The organism is Oribacterium sp., from assembly GCF_057249185.1.
In genome coordinates this window covers 1-7,044 of the sequence record NZ_DBHIGR010000118.1, presented here as the reverse complement: position 1 = coordinate 7,044, position 7,044 = coordinate 1, and the positions used below count along the sequence as shown (strand labels likewise).

General features: G+C 45.2%; 6 protein-coding genes. 1 reads left to right on the top strand and 5 read right to left on the bottom strand.

Features of this window, described 5'->3' with window-relative positions; genetic code table 11:
• From nrdD to ACO4PX_RS07265, 3 genes are all read right to left on the bottom strand, one after another.
• Positions 1-1,900, bottom strand: a 1,900-nt coding sequence (nrdD, locus tag ACO4PX_RS07275) for an anaerobic ribonucleoside-triphosphate reductase (protein ID WP_485572130.1), incomplete at its 3' end; no start/stop codon positions are given.
• 406 nt (positions 1,901-2,306) lie between these two features.
• Positions 2,307-2,939, bottom strand: a complete 633-nt coding sequence (locus tag ACO4PX_RS07270; protein ID WP_485572129.1) for an MBL fold metallo-hydrolase — start codon at positions 2,937-2,939, stop codon at positions 2,307-2,309.
• Position 2,940: 1 nt separating this feature from the next.
• Positions 2,941-5,202: a RelA/SpoT family protein gene (locus tag ACO4PX_RS07265; protein ID WP_485572128.1), complete on the bottom strand. Its 2,262-nt coding sequence runs from the start codon at positions 5,200-5,202 to the stop codon at positions 2,941-2,943.
• A gap of 325 nt (positions 5,203-5,527) precedes the next feature.
• On the opposite strand from ACO4PX_RS07265, the gene ACO4PX_RS07260 reads away from it, so the two are divergent.
• A complete protein-coding gene (locus tag ACO4PX_RS07260; RefSeq protein ID WP_007157615.1) occupies positions 5,528-5,989 on the top strand; it encodes a CBS domain-containing protein in 462 nt (153 codons plus the stop codon).
• A 183-nt stretch (positions 5,990-6,172) separates the two neighbouring features.
• Here the strand turns inward: ACO4PX_RS07260 and greA are convergent, their stop codons facing one another.
• Positions 6,173-6,676, bottom strand: a complete 504-nt coding sequence (gene greA / locus ACO4PX_RS07255; protein ID WP_485572127.1) for a transcription elongation factor GreA — start codon at positions 6,674-6,676, stop codon at positions 6,173-6,175.
• A gap of 17 nt (positions 6,677-6,693) precedes the next feature.
• Positions 6,694-7,044, bottom strand: a 351-nt coding sequence (locus ACO4PX_RS07250; protein ID WP_485572126.1) for an adenine phosphoribosyltransferase, incomplete at its 5' end; no start/stop codon positions are given.

The following is a 7,044-nucleotide window of genomic DNA, read 5'->3' as shown; positions in this document are numbered from 1 at the left end:
CTTCCACATAGCTGATGGCTCCTCCCGGAGAAAGCTTCTGGAAATCCGCCTCAAAGGCCAGCTTGGAAAAGGCATCAATCTTCTCCGAAACATGCACATGGTAGGAGTTGGTAATGTAGTTCTTGTCCGTAACTCCCGGAATTGTTCCGAAACGCTTCTTTAAAGCCTTCGCAAATTTATAGGTGGTGGACTCCATAGGCGTTCCGTAAACGGAGTAGCTAATCTTTTCTTCCTCTCTCCACTTCTTGCAAGAGTCGTTCAGCTTTTCCATAACCTTTAAGGAAAATGCTCTTCCCTCCTCTGTGGTGTGGGACTTCCCAAGCATCCGTACGCACATCTCATAAAGACCTGCGTAGCCCAAAGAAATAGTGCTGTAGTTGTTGTAAAGCAGCTTGTCGATCTTCTCGCCCTTCTTTAATCTCGCCAAGGCACCGTGCTGCCATAAAATCGGAGCCACGTCGGAAACCGTTCCCAAAAGTCTCTCATGGCGAAGCCGCAAGGCCTTGTGGCAAAGCTCCAGTCTTTCCTCTAAAATCTGCCAGAAGGCATCCATATTTCCATGGGAAGAACAAGCCACATCCACCAGATTGATGGTTACCACACCCTGATTAAAACGACCGTAGTACTTATGGGCACCATTTTCTCCTAAGCCTTCCTTGTCCTCTGTTAAGAAGGAGCGGCAGCCCATACAGGGATAAACATCTCCCCCCTTATACTCCCGCATAATCTTCGCGGAAATGTAGTCCGGAACCATACGCTTTGCGGTACACTGAGCCGCAAGCTTAGTCAAATGATAGTAAGGCGCGTCTTCAGTAATATTGTCCTCGTCCAAAACATAAATCAGCTTCGGGAAGGCCGGGGTAATCCAAACGCCCTTTTCATTCTTTACCCCCTGCATTCTCTGGCGAAGCACTTCTTCGATAATGAGAGCCAAATCCTCTCGAGTCTTCCCTTCAGGAACTTCATCCAAATACATAAACATGGTCACAAAGGGAGCCTGACCATTACAGGTCATTAAGGTAATCAGCTGATACTGGATGGTCTGGATTCCGCTCTTAATTTCTTCCTTCAGACGGCGATTTACGATTTTCGTAATGATGTTCTCATCCATGCTCTCGCCGGTTTCTTTTCTTTCCGCTATAAGCGCTTCTCGAATCTTCTGTCTGGAAATATCCACAAAAGGAGCTAAGTGAGAAAGGGTAAAGGACTGTCCACCATACTGGTTGGAAGCCACCTGAGCCACAATCTGGGTGGTTACATTGCAAGCCGTAAAAAAGCTGTGAGGCTTTTCAATCATGGTTTCGGAAATTACGGTGCCGTTTTGCAGCATATCCTCCAGATTGATTAAGTCGCAGTTATGCTCCTTCTGGGCGTAGTAATCGGAATCATGGAAGTGAATCACACCGTCCTCATGGGCCTTCACAATATCCTCCGGAAGCAAAAGTCTTTTGGTTAAATCCTTGGAAACTTCCCCCGCCATATAGTCTCTTTGGGTACTGTTAATAACAGGGTTTTTGTTGGAGTTCTCCTGCTTTAACTCTTCATTTGCCTGATCGATTAATGCCAGAATATCTTCATCGGTGGAGTTGGCTTTTCTTGCCATTTCTCTCTTATAACGATAACGAACATACTTCTGGGCTACCTCGTAGGCTCTCATTTCCATGATGGCAGTTTCCACCATGTCCTGAATATCCTCCACATTCACAGCATGGCTGGAGACCTGAATCTTCTTCGCTACCGTTTCCGCAGCAGCCTGAATCTGATACTCGTTCATCTGATAGACAGGAGCAACCTCTTTATTGGCCTTCTCCATGGCATGGATAATTTTGTAAATGTCAAACTTGACCTCCTTGCCATTTCTCTTAATCACATTGGTCATAATCAAAAGCTCTTTCTCCATCTTATCCCCCATCCATTGTACTTTTTGAAAGAATCGGGCTCTGTTTTTTCAACAAAAGCCTCCTCTTCTTTGAACTCACTTTTCCTCTTTTCCGGCAAAAAAGCCCAAAAAGTCAAGACTTTTCAAGCTTTCCTTATTCTCTATCCCGCCCAAAAACTAACACGATATAGAATACTCTTATCATGAAAACACAATATCTTGTGAAAGCCTCTCTATCATACGACAAAGGAAGGGGATATTCAATGGGCATTTTCACAAATTTTCTCAGGGTGAAAAATGGGTGGGAAAGAGTATTATAAGGCTTGCTTTTTAAGAGGTGGAGGGAACAGGCGAGCTTAGCGGGAGCGTGCCCCGGTTTTTCCCTATCCTGTGGGAAGCGGACACATGGCCTTTCACTTCGCTTTCATCACCTCATAAAATTCACCGGATTATACTGCTTCTCATTGGCAATGGTGGTTGCCTCTTCATGCCCCGGATAAACCAAGGTTTCCTCCGGAAGAGTAAACAACTTTTCTTTGATACTCTTCTTAATGGCTTCCTCCGATCCTCCGTAAAGATCGGTTCTTCCATAGGACTCAAAGAAGAGAGTATCTCCACTGAAAAGATAGGGAATATCTCCGGGAACAAAGTAGCATACCGAACCCTTGGTATGTCCGGGAGTGGAAAGCACCTTCCACTCCTTTCCTAACAGTTCTATACTTTCTCCATCCTCTAAGGGAATGTAATCCGTAATTTCTATTCCTTCCTCCCTTCCGGAAAGATTCCATCGGGAACTTCCCAGCATTTCCTTCTCCTCCTTGGAGGCATAGAGAGGTACATCGTACTTTTCCTTCAGTTCTTCCGCCACAAGGATATGGTCAAAATGTCCGTGGGTTAAAAGAATAGCCTTTAACTTTACTCTTTCTTCCGCAATGGCTGAACAAATTCGCTCCGCTTCATCCCCCGGATCGATTAAAACTCCTTCTCCTGTTGCCTTATTCCAAACCAAATAGCAGTTGGTTGCCACAATGCCTACGGTGAGGCTTCGTATATTAAACATCTTACCCCTTTGCCCTTTCTATCTCTATAATTCCCTGAATCTTCTTCAGCTTTCCGATAATATCATTCAGCTCTTCTCTACTCTTAATTTCAAAGCTGATATTAATGGTGGCCTTACCATTTTTTCCGGTACGGGAATTCATACTGCTGATGTCAATCTTATTGTCCGTAAGAACCTTGGAAATGTCCACAATCTGTCCCATACGGTTATTGGCATAAATGGTAAGTTCCGTGGCATAACTTTCCTGCTCCGGTCCTCTCTGCCATTCCGCATCAATCATTCTTTTCCGTTCCGCTTCCGGAAGGTTCATCATATTGATACAGTCGGTACAGTGAATGGTGATACCTCGACCTCTGGTCACAAAGCCCACAATTTCATCTCCCGGCACGGGATTGCAGCACTTTGCGTAGCGCACTGCCAAGTCATGGATTCCCTTCACCACAATACCGGACTTGGCTCTTCGGATAACCTCCGGCTTATTGGTCATTTCTCCGATATTTTGCAAAATGGTCTTATCGTCCACCGTCTTGCTTTCCGCCTTTTGTTTGGAATCCAAAAGCTTGGAAATAACCTGAGATTCCTTAATACCTCCTCGGCCTACACCGGCTAAAACACTTTCCCAATCCCGATAGCTGTATCGGCGAAGCACCGCCTCCACATACTCCGGTTTGGTAAGCTCCGGAAGATTCAGTCCCTTACTTTTCACATAACGATCCAGGAGGTCCTTACCTCTGTCAATATTTTCATCCTTTTGCTCGTGGCGGAACCACTGGTTAATCTTATTTTTCGCCTGGGTGGACTTTACAATTTTCAGCCAATCTCTGGAAGGTCCTCTGGAGTTCTGGCTGGTAATAATATCTACTCTATCTCCATTGTGAAGCACATACTCAATGGGCACCAGCTTGTCATTTACCTTTGCTCCCACCATCTTATTTCCCACTGCGGAGTGGATGGAATAGGCAAAGTCAATAGGTGTGGAGCCTGCCGGAAGATTCTTCACATCTCCCGTGGGGGTAAAGCAGTACACACTTTCATTAAAGAGGGAAAGATCGGACTTTACCATCTTCATAAACTCTTTGGAGTCGGACTCATCCTTCTGCCACTCCAGGATTTCGCTGAGCCACTTCATTTTCGTCATCTCATTCTCAGTGGCCTTATTCTCAGAGCCTCCCTCTTCTTTATATTTCCAGTGGGCGGCAATACCGAACTCCGCGGTTCTATGCATTTCAAAGGTACGAATCTGGATTTCAAAGGGCACTCCGTCCTTTCCGATTACCGTAGTATGAAGGGACTGGTACATATTGGGCTTAGGCATGGCGATATAGTCCTTAAAGCGCCCGGGGATGGGGGTGTAAAGCTTGTGAATAAAGCCCAGCACCGCATAACAGTCCTTCACCGTATCCACGATAATACGGATGGCAAACAAATCATAGATCTGGTCTATGGTTTTGTTCTGATTTACCATCTTCTTGTAAATGGAGAAGAAATGCTTGATTCGTCCCTTGATATTGGCCCTGATGCCGGACTCTTCGATATGCTCCCGCACTTCCTGCACAATCTTGTCGATTCGCTCTTCCCGAACCTCTCTTTTAAAATGTACCTTCTCCGCCAGATCGTAATAAACTTCCGGCTCCAAGTATTTCAAGGAAAGGTCGTCCATCTCAATCTTAATCTTGCTGATACCCAGACGATCCGCTAAGGGAGAATAAATCTCCAGGGATTCTCTGGCCTTTTCCTTTCGTTTCTCCGGACTCTGGTATTCCAAAGTACGCAAATTATGCAAGCGATCCGCCAGCTTGATGATGATGACCCGGATATCCTTGGCCATGGATACAAACATCTTTCTGAGATTCTCCGCCTGCAATTCAACCTTATCGGTATTTAGATTTAACTGGGTCAGCTTGGTAACCCCATCCACAAGTACGGCAACATCCGGATTGAACATTTCCTCTACCTGCTTAAGGCTCATCCCCGTGTCTTCCACCACATCATGTAAGAGTCCCGCCGCAATGGTTTCTTTATCCATTTCCAGGTCGGACAAAATGATGGCTACACAGAGGGGATGAATAATATAGGGTTCTCCCGACTTTCTCTTCTGGTCCTTGTGCTGTTCCTTCGCCACCTCATAGGCCTTTTCAATCATGGAAAGGTCATCTGAAGGATGGTAAGAACGAACATTTGCCAAAAGTATCTTTAAAAGCTCCTCCGGAGGGGTATTATCCCTTGGCCTCTCTAAGGGCTTGTCTTCCTTTTTATCTGTCATACTTACTCCAATCTGTCACTATCCTTGTATTCTACCCTGTCTCCTCTTCCTTGTCAAAATCGAAGTATTCAAAAAATTTAAGTCTTTATTTGCAGGAAGTTTTAATAAGCCTGTCACAATTCGTACATATCTTTTTTTTATAGTAGAAACAAGAAATATAGTACTATCGGTATAAGATGAAAATGTATAAGTATTCTTCTTTTTTTACAAAATTATAAAGAAAAGTTCATACTCTTTTTCTTTCTTGCCGATATACTACCTTGGGCAAAAGGATATTTTCTTTTTGTCCCATTCTATGAGCAGAAAATGACAGGAGGTCCCAAGCATGAATATACTTTTCTTTCTTACTCCAAAATGTGACGTGGCATATGTAAAGGAAGAAGACAGTTTGCGAAATACCTTGGAGAAAATGGAGTTTCACCGGTATTCAGCCATTCCCGTCTTAAGTAAAGACGGAAAATTTGCCGGCACCCTGACGGAAGGGGATCTTCTTTGGGAAATTAAGAATCAACTGAATCTGGATTTGAAAGAGGCGGAGAAGGTACTGGTAAAGGATATCCCTATGCGAAAGCATTTTGAGGCAGTGGGAATCAACAGTTCCATGGAGGGACTGGTTGCTCGTTCTCTTACCCAGAACTTTGTACCGGTGGTGGATGACCTGGGACACTTTATCGGCATTGTAAAACGTCGAGATTTGATGGACTATCTGTACCGTCATGCGGATTTCGTGGCTTTGGATAAGGAAGAATCCATGTTAATGGCGGAGGACACCTCCTTAACAGGCTAAAGCATAAGAAGCAGAATGGAACATCTAAGGGAGGGACACTCGGGTAAAATGAGATATCGCATACTACGCGAGGGGCACTCAGGTAAAATGAGATATCGCATACTACGCGAGGGACACTCGGCAAAAACAGGATATTGCAAACTACCCGAGAGACAATCTTTAAGAATAAAGGAAGAGGAAATCCTAGAATTTTCGGATTTCCTCTTCCTCTTTTTCTCCTGTTTTTTCAATACTGCGAATCAAAACGGTATAACTGCCTCCCCCTTCCAGGAAAACCTCCACTTCCTCCCCCACACGCTTTCCCATCAGTGCCTTTCCCAAAGGAGACTGATTGGAAATTCTTCCTTCCAGGGATTGCCCTCGAATAGAGGTGACCAGACGATAGCACTCTTCCTCTTCATCCTCCGGAAAATACACCACCACCGTGTCATTGATTCCCACAACGCCCTCTTCCGACTTTGTGGAAATCACTTTGGCAAACTTTAATACCCGCTCTAAATAACGAATCCGGGATTCATTTTGATTCTTCTCTTTCTTGGCGGCATAGTATTCAAAGTTTTCCGACAGGTCTCCCTGAGCTCTGGCCTCCTTCACCGCCTCAATCAGCTTCGGGCGAATCTCCAGCTTTCTTTTCTGAATCTCCGCCTCGATTTTCCGCACATCCTCCCGGGTTAATTCCTCACTCATCCTATTCTCCTAAAGCTTTATTTTCCTTCGTAGCAAATGAGAGATTCCAAGGAGTAGTTTTCAAGCTTCTTTCTGCCTTCCAGTCCGGCAAGCTCCATCACCACGGAAATCTTGGCCACCTCTCCCCCAAGACGCTCCACCAGCTTGCAGGCCGCCTCCAAAGTTCCTCCTGTCGCGATTAAGTCATCCACGATAACCACCTTGGTACCCTTTTGAATGGCATCCTTGTGAATCTCCACCTCAGCCTTGCCATACTCCAAATCATAGGCAATGGATTCCGTCTCTCTGGGCAACTTTCCCTTCTTTCGTACCGGCACAAAGCCCTTATGCAACTCATAGGCGATGGCGGTTCCGAAGATAAAGCCCCG

What these genes read in the sequence shown, in the direction of transcription:
- ACO4PX_RS07270 (WP_485572129.1), bottom strand. Translation starts at nt 2,939, where the DNA reads ATGTTTAATATACGAAGCCTCACCGTAGGCATTGTGGCAACCAACTGC.
- ACO4PX_RS07265 (WP_485572128.1), bottom strand. Translation starts at nt 5,202, where the DNA reads ATGACAGATAAAAAGGAAGACAAGCCCTTAGAGAGGCCAAGGGATAAT.
- ACO4PX_RS07260 (WP_007157615.1), top strand. Translation starts at nt 5,528, where the DNA reads ATGAATATACTTTTCTTTCTTACTCCAAAATGTGACGTGGCATATGTA.
- greA (WP_485572127.1), bottom strand. Translation starts at nt 6,676, where the DNA reads ATGAGTGAGGAATTAACCCGGGAGGATGTGCGGAAAATCGAGGCGGAG.